General features: G+C 67.9%; 13 protein-coding genes and 2 pseudogenes. 6 read left to right on the top strand and 9 right to left on the bottom strand.

Annotation, left to right across the window (positions count from 1 at the left end):
• Positions 1 to 96 precede the first annotated feature (96 nt).
• The 8 genes and pseudogenes from AGI3411_RS10165 to AGI3411_RS10130 form a co-directional block, all read right to left on the bottom strand.
• On the bottom strand, positions 97 to 930 hold the full coding sequence (locus AGI3411_RS10165) for a mechanosensitive ion channel family protein (protein WP_129527239.1): 834 nt from the start codon (positions 928 to 930) through the stop codon (positions 97 to 99).
• A 149-nt stretch (positions 931 to 1,079) separates the two neighbouring features.
• Complete coding sequence (locus AGI3411_RS10160) at positions 1,080 to 2,201, bottom strand: DUF1513 domain-containing protein (RefSeq protein ID WP_129527238.1); 1,122 nt, start codon at positions 2,199 to 2,201, stop codon at positions 1,080 to 1,082.
• Positions 2,191 to 3,279 (bottom strand): imelysin family protein, encoded by a 1,089-nt coding sequence (locus tag AGI3411_RS10155; protein WP_129527237.1) that lies wholly within the window; start codon positions 3,277 to 3,279, stop codon positions 2,191 to 2,193. The genes AGI3411_RS10160 and AGI3411_RS10155 overlap by 11 nt, the downstream gene beginning before the upstream one ends.
• Entirely contained in the window at positions 3,279 to 4,805 is a 1,527-nt protein-coding gene (locus AGI3411_RS10150) for a di-heme oxidoreductase family protein (RefSeq protein WP_129527236.1), read from the bottom strand. The genes AGI3411_RS10155 and AGI3411_RS10150 overlap by 1 nt, the downstream gene beginning before the upstream one ends.
• Positions 4,802 to 6,100, bottom strand: coding sequence for an imelysin family protein (locus tag AGI3411_RS10145; RefSeq protein ID WP_129527235.1), 1,299 nt, complete (start codon positions 6,098 to 6,100; stop codon positions 4,802 to 4,804). The genes AGI3411_RS10150 and AGI3411_RS10145 overlap by 4 nt, the downstream gene beginning before the upstream one ends.
• 216 nt (positions 6,101 to 6,316) lie before the next feature.
• Positions 6,317 to 6,919, bottom strand: a pseudogene (locus AGI3411_RS10140) (MFS transporter); the annotation flags it as partial.
• 166 nt (positions 6,920 to 7,085) lie between these two features.
• Positions 7,086 to 7,757, bottom strand: a complete 672-nt coding sequence (locus tag AGI3411_RS10135) for a DUF4286 family protein (RefSeq protein WP_129527234.1) — start codon at positions 7,755 to 7,757, stop codon at positions 7,086 to 7,088.
• A 64-nt stretch (positions 7,758 to 7,821) separates the two neighbouring features.
• Positions 7,822 to 7,965: pseudogene (locus AGI3411_RS10130) on the bottom strand (helix-turn-helix domain-containing protein); the annotation flags it as partial.
• A 291-nt stretch (positions 7,966 to 8,256) separates the two neighbouring features.
• Between AGI3411_RS10130 and AGI3411_RS10125 the strand changes: the two are divergent.
• Positions 8,257 to 8,982 (top strand): GntR family transcriptional regulator, encoded by a 726-nt coding sequence (locus AGI3411_RS10125; protein WP_129527233.1) that lies wholly within the window; start codon positions 8,257 to 8,259, stop codon positions 8,980 to 8,982.
• A 44-nt stretch (positions 8,983 to 9,026) separates the two neighbouring features.
• On the opposite strand, the gene AGI3411_RS10120 is transcribed toward AGI3411_RS10125, so the two are convergent.
• Positions 9,027 to 9,566, bottom strand: a complete 540-nt coding sequence (locus tag AGI3411_RS10120) for an antibiotic biosynthesis monooxygenase (protein ID WP_129527232.1) — start codon at positions 9,564 to 9,566, stop codon at positions 9,027 to 9,029.
• A gap of 319 nt (positions 9,567 to 9,885) precedes the next feature.
• Between AGI3411_RS10120 and AGI3411_RS10115 the strand changes: the two genes are divergently transcribed.
• The 5 genes from AGI3411_RS10115 to AGI3411_RS30085 all read left to right on the top strand — a co-directional run bounded on the left by AGI3411_RS10115 (position 9,886) and on the right by AGI3411_RS30085 (position 13,991).
• Positions 9,886 to 10,467 (top strand): TetR/AcrR family transcriptional regulator, encoded by a 582-nt coding sequence (locus AGI3411_RS10115; RefSeq protein ID WP_129527231.1) that lies wholly within the window; start codon positions 9,886 to 9,888, stop codon positions 10,465 to 10,467.
• A gap of 100 nt (positions 10,468 to 10,567) precedes the next feature.
• A complete protein-coding gene (locus tag AGI3411_RS10110) occupies positions 10,568 to 11,431 on the top strand; it encodes an NAD(P)-dependent oxidoreductase (RefSeq protein ID WP_129527230.1) in 864 nt (287 codons plus the stop codon).
• Between the two features lie 20 nt (positions 11,432 to 11,451).
• Positions 11,452 to 12,660, top strand: a complete 1,209-nt coding sequence (locus AGI3411_RS10105) for an MFS transporter (RefSeq protein WP_208748055.1) — start codon at positions 11,452 to 11,454, stop codon at positions 12,658 to 12,660.
• Between the two features lie 118 nt (positions 12,661 to 12,778).
• A complete protein-coding gene (locus AGI3411_RS10100) occupies positions 12,779 to 13,333 on the top strand; it encodes an NADPH-dependent FMN reductase (RefSeq protein WP_129527229.1) in 555 nt (184 codons plus the stop codon).
• 355 nt (positions 13,334 to 13,688) lie between these two features.
• Positions 13,689 to 13,991 (top strand): hypothetical protein, encoded by a 303-nt coding sequence (locus AGI3411_RS30085; RefSeq protein WP_165359115.1) that lies wholly within the window; start codon positions 13,689 to 13,691, stop codon positions 13,989 to 13,991.
• The last annotated feature ends 136 nt before the right edge of the window (positions 13,992 to 14,127 follow it).

Below are 14,127 nucleotides of genomic sequence, written 5' to 3'. Positions count from 1 at the left end.
CGCCAGCGACCCGGAACCCAACGCGCCTCACTTGCGCGGAAAATGAAAAACGGGCGCCCAAGGCGCCCGTTTTTCATGCCCGCCGAGGCGCCGCGTTCAGGCGGCCGCGCCCGTCTTCGGGTTCTGGATCTCACGCAGCGGGATGGGAGGCTGGAAGCCTGCCTCCTCCAGCGCGCTGCGGATTTGCTGGTAGAGGCCCCAGCGCAGATCCCAGTACTTGCTGGCTTCGGCCCACACCCGCACGTTGACGATGATCCCGTTCTCCTTGTAGTCGAACACCTTCACCTGCGGTTCGGGATCCTTCAGCGCGTCCGGATTGGCATCCACCAGCGTCTTCAGCTTGGCCAGCACCACGCCGAGATCGTCGCCGTAACGCACGGGCACGGGGATATCCAGGCGGCGCGTCTTGTTGCGGCTGTAGTTGGTGATGGTGGCGTTCCAGACGGTGCTATTGGGCAAGGTCAGGTGGATGCCATCGACCTGGACCAGCCGCGTCAGGAACAGCCCGACCTCTTCCACCGTGCCGTCCGAACCGGAGCTCAGCGCCACGTATTCGCCGGCGCGGATGGGGCGCAGGATCAGCAGCATGATGCCGGCTGCGATGTTCTGCAGCGTGCCTTGCAGGGCCAGGCCGACGGCCAGGCCAGCGGCGCCCAGCACGGCGATCAGGCTGGCCGTCTGCACGCCGAAGCGCGCCAGCACCGCGATCACCGTGAAGATGCGCACCGTCCAGACCACGGTGCTGTAGAACATGGGGATGATCGTGGGATCGATCTTGCTGGACCGCGACGCGGCCCGGCGCACCCAGCCGCCGAGCAGGGACGATACCCACCAGCCGATGATGAGGATCAGCAGGGCGACGAGCAGATTGGTGCCCAGGTCCACCAGCCTGGGACCCCAGGTGCTAAATTCTTTCAAGGCCTCTTCCATGGAATCTCCTGCGAAAAAGTTGCGGGCGCCGGGCTGCCGGATGCCGGGCGCCGGGGCTTGGAAAAAAACGACCGAAAACTTTATCAGATGCGGTCAACGCAAAGGGCCGCGTCGCGGCCCTGTTGTGTCAAGGTTTGTAAGAAGGCGGCTCAGGCCCGCGCCGCAACCTTGCGGAAATGATTGTCCCAGGACACCTCGCGCGACGGCGCCAGCACCGGTTTCTTTTCCGTGCCCGTGGCGTCGACGCGCAGCATCGCGCCCAGGCCGCTGCTGAGCAGGAAACCTTCGTCCGCGGCCGGCGCCACGCCACAGCCGTCCGCGAGTTCGGTCGTGCCCAGGCAGCGGCCGCTGGCGGCATCCCAATAGATCACCTGCCCGCCCACCGGGCTCGACGTCGCCACGACGGCGCCGGCCGCGTCCACCGCGACCGAACCGACGTAGTTGCGCATCTGGCGCAGCGCCTGCGCCGGCCCTTCGAACAATTCCAGCCGCCCGCCGCGCCGGTGCCGGCCCACCAGCGCCGGACGGTCGGCCGCGGGCCCCATGTACTGGCAGCCGAACCAGACGCTGCCGTCGGCGGCCAACGCCAGATGGCGGATGGACAGGCGGTGCAGCGCGGGCGCGAGCGCTTCCCTTTCCAGCAGCGTGCCGCTGGCCGCGTCGATATAGGCCAGCGACGGCTGCATCGTGTCGAGGTTGAGTTCCAGTTTGCCGTAGTCGGGATGCGTCAGGATGCCGCCATTGGCCACGCACAGCGTCTTGCCGTCGGGCATCAGCACGACCTCGTGCGGGCCGATGCCGCCGGTATCGAACTCGCCGACCCGGCGGTAGGCGCCCCCGGGCGAAGCGTCGTAGAGCCCCAGCACGCCGCGCCCCGCCTCGAAGTCGTTTTCGGTGGCGGCCAGCAGGCGGCCGCCGTCCACATAGGCGCCATGGCCGAAGAAATGCCGCTCATCATGCAGCGGCAGGGGCTGGGGGCCGCCGTCTCCCCGCAAGGAAAACGCCAGCGCGAAGAAACCCGGCTGCCGCCCGAACACGACAGCCCGCTGGCCGGCGGGATCGATGGCGAAGCTGTGGCCGCGCGCGGGCATCGGCACTACCAGCCGGTCGCCGCCCGCTTCATCCAGCAGCACGGCTTCGTCGCGGCCGCCGCGCTTGCGCGCGCTCAGGTACAGGGCAGCGCCCTCCTCGGGCGCTGCGGCCAGCGCCGCCGCGTGCGCCAGGCCCAGCGCGCCCGCCAGCGAGAGGAAGCGGCGCCGGTCAATCACCATCGAGCGCATTGAATCCGATCATGACGCCCAGGGCGGGCGCCAGGTCCTGGTCGACGATGGCCTTGGCATTCTTGAGGGTCAGGGATGCCAGCGTCAGCAGCCGGCGCCCGTCCTCGTCCGACAGCGCCCGTTCCAGCGGAACCGGCACGGCGCGCAGCGTTTGCGCGACGCTGGCGAGTTCGCCCTGGACCGACGCATCCATCCAGGCGTCGCCCGCCGGCAAGGGATAGGCGCCCGCCAGGTAAAAGGCTTTCAGGCCGTCCACGTTGGCGGCCAGCAGGCGCGTGGATAGCTTGCTGCGCCAGAACGCCGCACGCTTGGGGCGCGCCGCCGCGGCGCTCTCTCCCAGCACCGGCACGATCTTTACATCGCGCGCGAACTGCAGGCCGGTCGACAAGGCTTTCATAGCCTCGGCCGCCACTTCCTGGGGATCCCGGTAAAGATCGTTCCGCGCCTGCGGATGCGCGAACTGGCGGCCGAAGTCGCCTTCGGCGCTCCAGGCCTGCGCCACGTCGCGCGAAATGGCCGTGACGTTCGCGGCGACCGCGCGGGCGTAGCCGCAGGCATAGGCGAAGCCCGGCGCGGCGCGCTGCTCAAGCAGCGCCGGCTCGCCGTAAAGCACGTATTCCAGCGCGGGCAGCCCCTGCACCGCCACGCTGCGCCCCGCCAGCGCGCCAGGCGCGAGCAGCGCCTCGTCCTGGGCGGCGATCAGCGCCTGCACCTGCCTGGGCATCACACCGCGCGTGTCGGGCCAAAAGGCCAGGCGCTCATAGCGATTGGCCTGCACCAGCGGTCCAAAGCGGAGGATTTCGACGCCGGACCAGGCCAGCGCCAACTGTTCGAACGCCTTGCCGACGCGAGCGGCCCCCGCCGCGCCCGGCTGGGCGCACCAGCCGCCCAGCGCGCCGTCCAGCGCCGTGGCGGCGTCCACCATCCTGGCCGCGGCCGGGCGCGCATAGTCGCGCGCCAGCCGCTCGCCCAGATCGGCGGGCAAACCGGCGCCCGCGGCCCAGGCCGGCGATCCGGCGAGTGCGGCGGCCACCGCCAGTTTCGACACTTGCTTGGCGAATGCGACCATTACAGCGACTCCAGAAAACGGATCAGATCGGCGCGCTCTTCGGGCGTCATCGCCACCACGCGGTCGCGCGCGGGCTTGGCGGTGCCGCCATGCCACAGCACGGCTTCCAGCAAGCTGCGGGCGCGCCCGTCGTGCAGCCAGGTGGCGTTGGGATTCACGGTCTTGGTCAGGCCGACGCCCCACAACGGCGGCGTGCGCCATTCGCGGCCGTTGGCCTCGCCGTCGGATACGCCGTCCGCAAGATCGTCGCCCATGTCGTGCACCAGCATGTCGGTGTAGGGCCAGATCAGCTGGAAGCGGTGCTCGGGCTGCTTGGCGTTGCGGCTGGTCACGTATTTCGGCACGTGGCAGGCGACGCAATTGGCTTCGTAGAACAGCTTCTTGCCGGCCAGAACTCGCGCGTCATCGGCGTCGCGGCGCTGCGGCACGGCAAGGTTGGTGGAATAGATGGTGACGAAGTCCATCAGCTTGCCCGGCACCTCTTCCGCGCCGAAACGCGGCTGCGCGCCATGCGGCATGTCCAGGCATTGTTGCTGCGCGGGCGTGCAATCGCCGGAGTGCTTGGGAAACAGTGGCGTCGACAGGCCCATGTCGTTCGAGAAGGCGGCGGCGCTCTGCTGCTCTACCGTAGGCTGCCCGGCCTTCAGGTTGAAACGGCCCAGCACGCGGGCGCCGGTGCGCACGTCGGTCACCCAGTTGGCCTTGCCGACGATGCCGTCGCGCTTGTCCGCCCCCACGTTGGCCAGGATGTCGGCTTCATGGATGGATTCGAGCAGGCCCAGCCCGATCATGGGCGGCGCCAGGCGCGGGGAGACCTGCGTGTCGGCGCGCATGGGACCGTAGCCCAGGTTCTCGATACGATACGTCGGCTTCATCAAGGTCGCGGTCTCGCCCCCGTTGAGCGCCACCGGCACCGGTTCGTACTCGATCTCCATGCGCCCCTCGGCTGGCAGGCCGGCAACCGCGAAGTTCTGCAGCTGCACGCCATAGACCGGTTCCGGCAAGGAGGCGATCTCGCCCGCGGCGAGCTTGGGGTGGCCGCGGTCCGGCCCCTGCGGCACGGCCAGGCGCAGCAGCAGCGCCACGGCGTCCGTGCGCTCCAGCGGATCGAACCCGGGCACGGTGCCGCGTCCGTCCTTGGTGTGACAGGCCTGGCAGGACCGCGCATTGAACAGCGGCCCCAGCCCGTCCGAAGCCTGCGTGGAGGCGGGCGACGACACCCAGTCCTTGCGGAACAGGCCGTTGCCGACCTGGAACTCCTGGCGCCCCTCGAAGCTCATGTTGGCCGAAGGCTGGGAAAAGATGTCGGCGTTGATGAGTTTATTGGTGGTAGCCGCCCCGGCCTGCATGGTCTCGAAGGTCTCGGCCTTCGAAAAATCCCGCGTGGGCGCGGTGATGGCGGTTACGCGCTTCAGGTCTTCGGACGTCAGATCGTCGCGCCCCGCGGGCGCGGCGGGTGCTGCGGGTGCTGCGGCGGCGACGGCATGGGCCGACGCCGCCAGTACGGCGGCTAATGCGAATTTCACTTGAATACGGCGTCGGGTTTGTCCAGGCTGTCGGAACCTTCGATAGCCACCTTGCCCAATTCCAGCAGCGCGATCACGCGCTCCAGGCTGCGCGTCTGGTCGACCAGGCGGTCGATGGCGGCCTGCACCACGGCATTGCCTTCCTTGTTGCCGTCGGCAATCATCTGGTCGTAGGTTTCCACCGTTTCGGCGCGCGTCTTCATGGCCTGCATGGCGGCGACCGTGGCGTCCAGCTTGGCGCGCACTTCAGCGTCGAGCTTCGGGTCCTTGGCCTTGACCAATTCGGACAGGCTGGCGCCCGAGACGGTCTTGCCGTCGATGCGGGTATAGGAGCCCATGTAGACGTTGCGGATGCCGATCTGGTCGTAGTAGTGCGAGTTGTGCGTGTTGTCCGAGAAGCAATCGTGCTCTTCCTCGGGATCGTGCAGCATCAGGCCCAGCTTCATGCGTTCGCCGGCCAGCTCGCCGTACGACAGGCTGCCCAGGCCCGTCAGCATGGCGATCATGCCCGCCTTGGGATCTTCCTCGACGGCCTTGCGCGCGGCGCCTTCCTTTTTCCAGTTGCCGACCATCTCTTCCAGATCGGTCACCAGCAGGTCCGTGACGGCCTTCAGGAACTCCACGCGGCGCTCGCAATGGCCGCCCGTGCATTGCTTGGGATCGAAGTCCGTATAGGGACGGTTGCCCGAGTGGCGCTCCTGCGGGGTGCCCTTGCGGTCGGCCGGCGCGGCGCCGGTGCCGTTCAGGTCCTGGCCCCACAGCAGGAATTCGATGGCGTGGTAGCCCGTGGCCACGTTGGCTTCGTTGCCGTCGGCCTCGTGCAGCACTTCGGACAGCAGCTGCGGCGTGATCTTGCTGACGTCGACCGTCTTGCCGCCCACCGAGATCTTGGAGTTCGCGATGACGTTGACCGCGTAGTAGGCGTTCTCGTCGTTCTCGGTGCCGTAGGACGCGTCGACGTAGTCGATCAGGCCCTCGTCCAGCGGCCAGGCGTTCACGCGGCCTTCCCAGTCGTCGACGATGGGGTTGCCGAAGCGATAGGCCTCGGTCTGCTGGTACGGCACGCGGGCCGCCAGCCAGGCTTCGCGCGCGGCCTTGAGCGTGTCGGCGCTCGGCTTGGCGATGAGCGCATCGATGGCTTTGCGCAGCGCCTTGGCGGAAGTCAGCGAATCTTCGTAACCGGCCAGCGCCAGGTCCGAATACGTGGCGACCACGGCCTTGGGCTCGACGGCCGCCTGGGCCGTTCCTCCGAATACCGCAGCGGCCAGCACCGCTCCCAATAGCAACTTGCGCATCGACTTTCTCCCGTAACAGGAACGAAGCCCGCCCCCACGGCGGCCCCCTCATCCTCGAATTTTGAGGATGAGAGTGTAAACAATTTTCGTTTGTTGTTCAGAATAAAGTCAGATACCTGACATTCCTTTGAATGCCTCCGGGCGGGTTTACCTCCACACAATACGCAGCGGCAGGCCGGCCCCCGGAGGCCGGCCTGCCCGCCCTGTTTCAGCGTTTCAGCGCTTCAGCGGCGACTTGGCCGTTTCGCTGGCCGCCAGCACCGCCACGGCGGTCAGCGCCAGCGCGGCCGTCACGTACAGGGAGATCGCGAGGGTCGAGTTCCAGGTCTTGAACAGGCTGGCGATAATCAGCGGCGCGAACCCGCCGCCCGCGATGCCGGCCAGCGTATAAGCCAGGGACGAACCGGCGTAGCGCACGCGGCCGGGAAACTGCTCGGTAACGAAGGCCGCTTGCGGGCCGTACATCAGGGCGTGGATCAGCAGCCCCACCACCACCGCCGCGCAGATGGCGACAGGGTGCGCCGCATCCATCAGCACGAAGAACACGAACGCCCAGACCATGCCCAGCACCGCGCCGGCCAGGTATACCGGGCGCCGGCCGATCCGGTCGGACAGATGCCCGCAAAGCGGCACGGCGATGGCATTCAGGGCGGCCCCCAGCGTGGTGGCGGCCAGGGCCATCGGACGCGACAGGTGCAGCACCGTCGTTACATACGTCAGCGTGAACACGACCACCAGCGCGTAGAGCACGTCGGAGCCGATGCGCGAGCCGCCCGCGATCAGCAATTGCCGCCAATGCCGGCCCAGCACTTCCTTGATTCGTGAAGTCGTACCATTCCAGCGTGGTGCCGACCGAACTGGCCAAGGCCAGGCGCCGCATCTTGTCGGGCGCGGCCGCGGTCTTGACGGTCGCGCCGCCGTACAACGTTTCTTCAGCCATGGGATTCCCCTGTTTCAATCTATGTGATGCCGTCAGGCAAGGCGCTCAGCGCAAGTCTGCTGCGTTCAGCTTCCAGCCCAGTTCGAACAGCCAGGCGTCCGACGGGCTGGCCTTGAAGGCAGAGGCGGCCCGGCCGCGCAGCGCCTGGGCCGCCTGCGCCGTGCTGGCCTCGACCATGAATATCGGCGCCAGCTGCCGGTTTTCGGTGGATTCGCGCGGCAGCGGCGTGCTGAGCCCCGTATCCGGCACCAGCAGATAGGACTGGACGAAGCCGTCCGACTCCGCCAGATCGGCGCCCGCCCGCCGCGCCCGGGCGATCAGCGCATCGCCGCCTGCGGCGCCCGGCAGCGGCAGCACGACGATCTGGCTGCCGCTGCCGAAGCCGGTCACGGCCTGCATGGCGCACACGCGGCGCATGGGATCGCGCATTCGGCCCAGGTTGGCCACCGACCAGGGCGTCTGGCGCTCGAAGGCCTGGCGGTAGTCAGGCGTGGTGAAAGCGGCCAGCGACTCCGTGCGGTACAGGCCCAGGTACTTGCGGCCACCATCGCGCGACAGATAACGGGCGCCCGACAGGAAGCCGGGGATGCGCACGCGCTCTTCCACGTGTTCGCGGTCGTACCAGCGGTTGAAATCGGCCTCGTCGGCGGCGTCGACGTCAGAAGCGACGAACAGCAGGCCGTTGGGCGGGAGGGAAGATTCGGTATGCGTGCTCATGGGCGGAAAACGGAAGGTTCCTTCGGTTGCGGAAGGCACCATCTTCAGCCGGCACGCGGGGTGCGAACAAACGCGCGCCGATGTCCTCCTCCAGCGACGCGACGCGGTTGGCCACCGCCGCCTGGGTGATGTGGAGGCGGTCGCTGGCCGCCCGGAAACTGCCCAGGCGCGCCAACCAAAGAAAGGCTTCAACAAAGCGGGTATTCATCGCGGTACGACGCGGCGAAGCGTCGCGAAATGTCGTGGAGCATCGGAGCGGCGCACGCCGGCCCGCCCACATGCTACCGCCATAACGCCCGCCGCGGCGTCCGGCGGCGTTGCGTCCCCTTCGATGGTGCGCCATGCACCAAAACAGATCGCGCGCGGCACCAGGCCGAGGCCGGCCGCTTGCGCGCCGCGGGCGGAGCCGCCCAAAAACGACTTGGCACGGCGCTTGCTTGATGCCTGGTATGCAAGCTTGTCCACCAGCGCCATCTCCCATGCCGACCAGGAGCCTCACATGATCGACCGAAACGCGTCCTTTGCCTTCAACGCCATCATCGACATACCGCGCACCCTCGCCGACACCGCCTACGGCACGCTGAAGCGGGACATCCTGGACTTCCGGCTGGCGCCCGGCGACCGCTTCACCGAAACCGAGATCGCCGACCGTATGCAAGTCAGCCGCACGCCGGTGCGCGAAGCCCTCTTCCGCCTGGAACGCGAAGGTTACCTGGAAGTCCGGCAGCGCAATGGCTGGCTGGTCAAGCCGCTGGACTTCAACACGCTGGACCACTTCTACGAGCTGCGCAGCGTGCTCGAAGCGGCTGCGGTGCAAGCGCTCTGCGCCTGCGCCAACGCCGCCGAGCGGCAGCGCGCGCTGCGTCCGCTGGCCGACACCTGGCTGGTGGACGAGAGCAGCCGCTCCAGCGACTGCGATCGCCTGGCGGATCTGGACGAACGCTTCCACATCGATCTAGTCGCCGCGGCCGGCAACCCGGAAATCGCGCGCGTGCATCGCGCCGCGACGGAACGCATCCGCATCGTGCGCCGCCTGGACTTCACCCAACCCGAGCGCATCGGCAAGACTTACGAAGAACACGCCGCGATACTCGACGCCGCGCTGGCGGGTGACGCGGCGCGCGCGGTGCCGCTGCTGCGCGCCCACATCCAGGGCAGCCAGGCGGCGGTGCGCGAGATCACGCTGCACCGCCTGTATTCCACCCGCGACGCTCGCGCGGCCTGAGGCCGGCCCGCGCCGCCAGCGCGCGGGCCAGCGCGAACTCCGCTTCAGCCCGCGCGCAGCCAGCGTTGCAGCATGCGCGCGACCAGGGGCATGCAGACGAACACCATGACGGGCGTCAGGGCCACGCTGGTGATCAGGACTCGCCAGAACACCGGCAGCAGGCTCAAAGGCTCGCTGGCCAGGATGGAGAACACCAGCAGCACCGGGAAGTAGGCCAGCCAGATGCTGACGGCCTGTTTCCAGCGCGGCGGCGCGCTGGTCCGAGGCGCGAACCAATCTTCCGTGCCGTTCACGCGGCGCTCGTGGCTGGCGTGCACCAGCGCTGCCCCGCGCTCCAGCCACATGCGGCGCGGCAGCGATTTTTCCCAACGGCCCAGGCTGGCCGCGTCCGCAAAGCGCAGCACGACCTGGTACTGGTCCCCGCCTTCCGGCGGCTGCAGCACCCCCGATCCGAGGAACCCCGGAAAGCCGGCGGCCAGGATCTCTCCCTGCCGCATCCAGGACAGGAAATCGCTATAGCGCTCGGGTGCGATATGCCGGGTGACCAACAGGGTGACCGGGGCGGAAATGGCGGAACTGGACATGGCGGAACTCCTGGAACGGCGCGCAACTTGTGATGCAGTGTTAACCCCAAGCAAGCCGCGTGCCAGGAGCGTCGTGGACACTTCCCCCCCGTGGCGGCGCAACGCCGCCTTCCGCGCGGTGGATGCCATGCACCACGCCGCACACCCTGCTGGTGACCTTCCCGGCATTTCGCACCATTGCGGTGCGGACGGTTCCATTCGCGCGTACCGCGCATCGATCTGCGCCCGGTTTCCCCACCGCAGGAAACCCATCCCGCTTGACTGCCTGCCGGCGCAGGCGATAGAGTTCGGGAACGATCATTCCAATCAAGTGGTATTCATGCGCACCAAGGAATTCGAACCCGACGAAATTGCCGACGCCGCCATGCGGGTGTTCTGGCAACGTGGCTATGCCGCGACCTCCGTGCAAGACCTGGTCGAAGGCACGGGCCTGTCGCGCAGCAGCCTCTACAGCACCTTCGAGAACAAGCAGGGGCTGTATCAGCAGGCCCTGCAACGCTACTCGGCGATCACGGCCGCCAATGTGGAACTGCTGTCGGGCCCCGGCCAGCCGCGGGCGCTGATCCGGCAATTGCTGCAGGGCGTGGCGGACAGCGAACTGGACGATCCGCAACGGCGCGGCTGCCTGGTGGCCAACGCGACGCTGGAACTCGCCGCGCACGACCAGGCCGTGGCGGATCTGGTGGCGCACAATTTCCTGCGGCTGCAAAAGGCGCTGGAGAAGCTGATCCAACGCGGCCAGCAAGCCGGCGAAATCTCCACGGCCAAGAGCCCGCGCGCCTTGGCGCGCTTCTTCGTGAACACCATGCAAGGCATGAGGGTGCTGGGCAAAGGCAGCTCTGCGCCGCAACGGCGCCAGTGCCTGGCGGACGTGATCGACGTCGCGCTGGCGGCCTTGTAGTCGGGCCCGGGCCGCTGCGCATCCGCGCAGGCCCCGGGCTTTTATTTTCTCTTTTCAGGAACGATCGTTCCACTAAACCTGATCCTCTCAAGGAATGCATATGAACTCGGAAAACCTGCCCATCGTCGCCGTCCTGGGAACCGGCCTCATCGGCGCCCCAATCGCCCGCAATCTGCACAAACGCGGTTTCGCGGTGCGAGCCTGGAACCGCAGTCAGGCCAAAGCGCAGGCGCTGTCGGCGGACGGTATCGAAGCATGCGCCAGCCCGGCGGACGCGGTGCGGGACGCGGAGGTCGTGGTGACGGCGCTCAAGGATGGCCCCGCGGTGGACAGCGTCATGCAGGCCGCCGCGCCCGCATTGCGGCCAGGCACGATCTGGCTGCAGTCGAGCACCGTCGGAATCGAAGCCATCGCCACGCTGGCAGCCCTGGCCGAACTACTGGGGCTGGTGTTCTACGATGCTCCGGTGCAAGGCACGCGCCAGCCCGCGGAACTGGCGCAATTGATCATTCTGGCGTCCGGTCCGCTGGCGCACCGGGACACCGCGGCGCGGCTCTTCGACGCCATCGGCAAGCGCACCGTCTGGGTATCGGAGCAGCCGGGCGCCGGCAGCCGCCTGAAACTGGCGCTCAACAACTGGGCCTTCGCCCTGACTCACGGGCTGGCGGAGAGCCTGGCGCTCGCCAAGGGGCTGGACATCGATCCGGCGCTGGTCGTGGATGTGGTGACAGGCGGCCCGATGGACAGCGCCTACTTCCAGGCCAAGGCCAAGGCCATCCTGGCCGGTGATTATGCACCGAGCTTTTCCATCGCCAATGCAGCCAAGGATGCGCGGCTGGTGGTGGACGCCGCCGCGCACGCCGGCGTACAGCTCGATGCGGCACAGGCGTCGCTATGGCGCTTCGACCGCGCGGCCGCCGCCGGGCATGGCGACAAGGACATGGCCGCGTCCTATCTCGTGTGAACGGTCCGGGAGCGATACAGATGAGCACTCAAGCAAACATGACGGCCGGCTCCGCCCGGCCTGCGGGCCTGCCGGTATGGAAGTTGCTGGCGTTCACGATGGCGGGCTTTCTCGCCATCATGACCGAAACCATGCCCGCAGGCCTGCTACCCCAGATTGGGCGGGGACTCGGCATCTCCGAGGCGCTGGCGGGCCAACTGGTGACCGTGTACGCCCTCGGATCGGTGCTGGCGGCCATCCCCGTCGTCGCCGCCACCCGCAGCTGGAACCGGCGCCCCTTGTTGCTGACGGCCATCGGCGGCTTGCTGGCGTTCAACACGGTCACCGCCATGTCCGGGCACTACGGCGTCACGCTGGCGGCGCGCTTTGTCGCCGGCATGGCAGCGGGCGTGGTGTGGGGGCTGCTGGCCGGCTATGCCCGGCGCATGGTGCCGCCGCGCCTGCAGGGCCGGGCGCTCGCGGTTGCCGGCGTGGGCCAGCCCATCGCGCTCTGCATCGGCGTGCCGCTGGGAACCTGGCTGGGAACGCTGCTCGATTGGCGCGGGGTGTTCTGGATCATGTCGGCGCTGTCGCTGCTGCTGCTGGCCTGGATACGGCTGGCGGTGCCGGATTTCGCGGGACAGCCGGCACGGCAACGCCTGAGCATCCGGCGCATCGCCACGATGCCCGGCATCCGCCCGGTGCTGCTGGCGCTGCTGGCCTGGATACTGGCGCACAACATCCTCTATACCTACATCGCTCCCTTCCTTGCCTCCGCAGGGTTGGGGCAACGGGTAGACGCCATGCTGCTGCTGTTCGGACTGGCGTCCCTGGCCGGGATCTGGGCAACCGGGCTGCTGGTGGATCGCTGGTTGCGCGCGCTGACGCTGGCGAGCCTGGCCTTGTTCGCGATCGCGGCATGCACGCTGGGCTTTGCCAATTCGTCGCCAGCGCTGGTCCTGGGCGGCATTGCCGCCTGGGGCCTGAGTTTTGGCGGGGCGCCGACCCTGCTGCAGACCGCCCTGGCGGACAACGCGGGAGATGGCGCCGATGTGGCGCAATCCATGCTGGTGACGGTTTTCAACCTGGCCGTCGCGGGCGGCGGCATCGCCGGCGGATTGCTGCTGGAAAGCTCGGGCCCCCGGACGCTTCCCTGGGCGCTGGCCGCCCTTGCCCTCCTGGCCCTGGGCATCGTGTGGTCATCCAGGGCGCGCGGCTTTCCCCCGGGACGCCGGGCCGCGCCGGCCTGACCGGGATGCTGACATCAGCGCGTCATGGTCCCGGATAAACATATGCGGCATTGTGATTGAGCAGCAGTGCGGACAGGTCTACACTGACATTCCCGTTCCCCCTTGGAGCATGCGCCCCATGAGCACCTACAAGATCGCTGTTTTCGTCGGAAGCCTGCGTGCCGCTTCGTTCAATCTGCGCCTGGCCCGTGCATTGGAAAAGCTGGTGCCCGCCGACTTCAAGTTCGACTATGTCAGCTTGGGCGACGTGCCGCTATACAACCAGGACAACGAAAACAACCTGCCCGCTCCCGCCGCCAAGCTCAAACAGCAGATCGCCGATGCCCAAGGCATTCTGTTCGTGTCGCCCGAGCACAACCGCTCGCTGCCCGCCGCAGTCAAGAACGCCATCGACTGGGGCTCGCGCCCCTGGGGCCAGAACTCCTGGACGGGCAAGACCGTCGGCCTGCTCGGCACCTCGCCCAGCGCCGCCGGCACCGCCCTGATGCAGCAGCACCTGCGCAACATCCTGGCCGCCGAAGGCGCCAACGTCCTGACCACGCCGGAAGTGTTCCTGCAGTACACCGAAGGCCTCATCGACGACCAGTACAACATCACCAACGAAGGCACGCGCAAATTCCTGCAAGGCTGGATCGACCGCTACGTGGACTGGGTCAAGAAGTTCAACGCCTGATCGCCGCCGCTGCCGGCCAGGAGCGCCGCTCCGGCCGGCAGAGATCGCCTGCCCTACCTCCAGGCGATCCAGCCCCCCGATACGTCGGGGGGCTTTTTTTTGTGCAGTGCGCGCATGCGCTCACATGGGAGACGCCCGCTGAGCGGGTCGCGGCAGGTCCGCCTGCGACCGCAAGACATCGCGCAAACGCCACGAGGCGGCTCGCGTGGACCAGGTACTCGGCGTGGCTGGCGGGCCTGGAACTGGGCCGGGTGTCAGACACCCGGGAGCACTGGCATCAACTTGAACGCGCGTCTCGTAAGGGTGTCAGACACTTGCTCGATTCAGGGCATCATCAAGGCCGAAACGGCCGCGCGTGAAGAACCGATCGTTTCGAGCCTGGCGCAGGCACAGGCACAACCGCAACCGCAGCAACAGCAACAGCAACAGCAACCTCAACAGCAACAGCAACAGCAACCTCAACAGCAACAGCAACCTCAACAGCAACCTCGACCGTAAGCAACCGCGTAAGCCCCAAAAGGCCGCCCGCGCGGCCGGCCTGGGGCGGGCGACGCGAGATCGTCCGCGGCCAAACCGCCGCTGGCTAAAACCCAAGCACACCAACCGCCCCGGCGGCCGAGGAATCACGCCGCCCGAGCCGGACGCGGCGAGGGCCTGAGATGCGCGGGGCGTCGATAAGCCCGAGGGAATCCGAAGGGAGCCGAAGGCGGACGAGGATGACGCAGGGGAAGTCCGGAGCGAAGGCTCCGGACCGCAATCGTGGACCCGCGCATCCCAGGCACCCGACGTGGCTG

The sequence above is a fragment of the Achromobacter agilis genome, assembly GCF_900496965.1.
Taxonomy (GTDB): domain Bacteria; phylum Pseudomonadota; class Gammaproteobacteria; order Burkholderiales; family Burkholderiaceae_B; genus Achromobacter; species Achromobacter agilis.
Note: the sequence above shows the minus strand (reverse complement) of the source record. Positions and strands in the feature narration are given on the sequence as shown.

Bases quoted from the DNA above. Each gene is read 5' to 3' on its own strand.
- AGI3411_RS10135 (WP_129527234.1), bottom strand. From the start codon at position 7,757: ATGAGCACGCATACCGAATCTTCCCTCCCGCCCAACGGCCTGCTGTTC.
- AGI3411_RS10160 (WP_129527238.1), bottom strand. From the start codon at position 2,201: ATGGTGATTGACCGGCGCCGCTTCCTCTCGCTGGCGGGCGCGCTGGGC.
- AGI3411_RS10145 (WP_129527235.1), bottom strand. From the start codon at position 6,100: ATGCGCAAGTTGCTATTGGGAGCGGTGCTGGCCGCTGCGGTATTCGGA.
- AGI3411_RS10165 (WP_129527239.1), bottom strand. From the start codon at position 930: ATGGAAGAGGCCTTGAAAGAATTTAGCACCTGGGGTCCCAGGCTGGTG.
- AGI3411_RS10110 (WP_129527230.1), top strand. From the start codon at position 10,568: ATGAACTCGGAAAACCTGCCCATCGTCGCCGTCCTGGGAACCGGCCTC.
- AGI3411_RS10125 (WP_129527233.1), top strand. From the start codon at position 8,257: ATGATCGACCGAAACGCGTCCTTTGCCTTCAACGCCATCATCGACATA.
- AGI3411_RS10115 (WP_129527231.1), top strand. From the start codon at position 9,886: ATGCGCACCAAGGAATTCGAACCCGACGAAATTGCCGACGCCGCCATG.
- AGI3411_RS10155 (WP_129527237.1), bottom strand. From the start codon at position 3,279: ATGGTCGCATTCGCCAAGCAAGTGTCGAAACTGGCGGTGGCCGCCGCA.
- AGI3411_RS10100 (WP_129527229.1), top strand. From the start codon at position 12,779: ATGAGCACCTACAAGATCGCTGTTTTCGTCGGAAGCCTGCGTGCCGCT.
- AGI3411_RS10105 (WP_208748055.1), top strand. From the start codon at position 11,452: ATGAGCACTCAAGCAAACATGACGGCCGGCTCCGCCCGGCCTGCGGGC.
- AGI3411_RS10120 (WP_129527232.1), bottom strand. From the start codon at position 9,566: ATGTCCAGTTCCGCCATTTCCGCCCCGGTCACCCTGTTGGTCACCCGG.